This window comes from Butyrivibrio sp. DSM 10294 (assembly GCF_028539135.1).
Lineage (GTDB): Bacteria > Bacillota > Clostridia > Lachnospirales > Lachnospiraceae > Butyrivibrio.
On the sequence record NZ_JANSWL010000050.1, the window covers coordinates 1 to 1,397 of the forward strand.

At 39.9% G+C, this 1,397-nt stretch carries 1 protein-coding gene; it reads left to right on the forward strand.

Annotation, left to right across the window (positions count from 1 at the left end; all coding sequences use genetic code 11):
- The first annotated feature begins 114 nt into the window (after nt 1–114).
- Nucleotides 115–1,350, forward strand: a complete 1,236-nt coding sequence (locus tag NXH67_RS04535) for an IS256 family transposase (RefSeq protein ID WP_022776966.1) — start codon at nt 115–117, stop codon at nt 1,348–1,350.
- Nucleotides 1,351–1,397 lie beyond the last annotated feature (47 nt).

Sequence of the window (1,397 nt, forward strand, 5' to 3'; positions counted from 1 at the left end):
AGTAACGTCCTTATAATGGTGTAAATTGAATATTGTATTATAAAAGCCACTGGCTCTTACCTTTAGGTATAATAGAATCACCACAACCCTAAATAATACCGGAGGTAGAACACAATGGCTCAACTCAATATTACTTTAAATCAGGATGAAATTCTACAATTATTGTCATCAGACCATGATGAGGCATTTCGTAAGCTTTTAACTGACAGCCTTAATGCTGTCCTGGTTGCTGAATCAACTGAGCAGCTTGGTGCTGAACGTTACGAGCGCAGCGATGAACGCATGGATAGCCGGAATGGTTCCCGCGAACGCAAACTCAATACGCGTATAGGTACAATCACCCTGTCTGTGCCCAGGCATCGCAATCAGCCTTTCAAAACACTTATATTTGAAAACTATTCCCGAAGCGAGGCTGCTCTTGTTGCATCAATGGCAGAAATGGTCGTTAATGGAGTCTCTACCCGAAAAATAAGCAGAGTAATGGAAACTTTATGTGGAACATCATTTTCAAAATCGACCGTTTCTGAAGTATGCAAAGATCTTGATGCCATTGTTGATGATTTTAAAAACAGAAAGTTAGATAACATCTATCCGTTCATGTATGTTGATGCAACCTACCTCAAAGTACGCGAAAACCATAGAATTACATCAAAAGCACTTATGATCGCTATGGCTATAACAAACGAAGGCAAACGCGAAATCATTGGATTTGAAGTATATGACAACGAATCCAAAGAAACATGGCGTACATTCATGGAAGGTCTCAAGAATCGTGGCCTTACAGATTTAAAACTAGTGAGTTCAGACGCTCATGATGGAATAGTTTATGCCATAAGCAAAGTGTTCCCAGAAGTTCCATGGCAAAGGTGTCAAACGCATTTTTCAAGAAATATCATGGACCATGCTCCTAATAAATATCAGAAAGCAATACATGCCGGGCTAATTGATATGTATAATTCAAAAACCATCGAAGAAGCCCGTAAAAAGCGTGATGCCATTATCGAAGAATATAGCGACGTTGCAGACAAAGCCATGGAGTGTCTTGATTACGGCTTTGAGAGCGTAATGACAGTAATGGCACTCCCTGAGCGTATGAGACGTTTCTATAGAACTACAAACTATCTGGAACGGCTCAACAAGGAAATAAAACGCAGGTCAAATGTGATCGGTGTATTTCCAAATGTACAATCCATTATCAGAATCATGGGAAGTGTCTTACTTGAGCAAAATGACATGTATATGGCTCAGAATAAGATATCACTCACCAGAAAAGACTTTGATGAGCTGAACAACTCGTCAGCGAAACTGATAGAGATTGCAAAGGAACAGCAACGACTTTTAGCGGCCTGACAATTGGATACCTAAAGGTAATTTACACACAATAAAGGACTTGACCG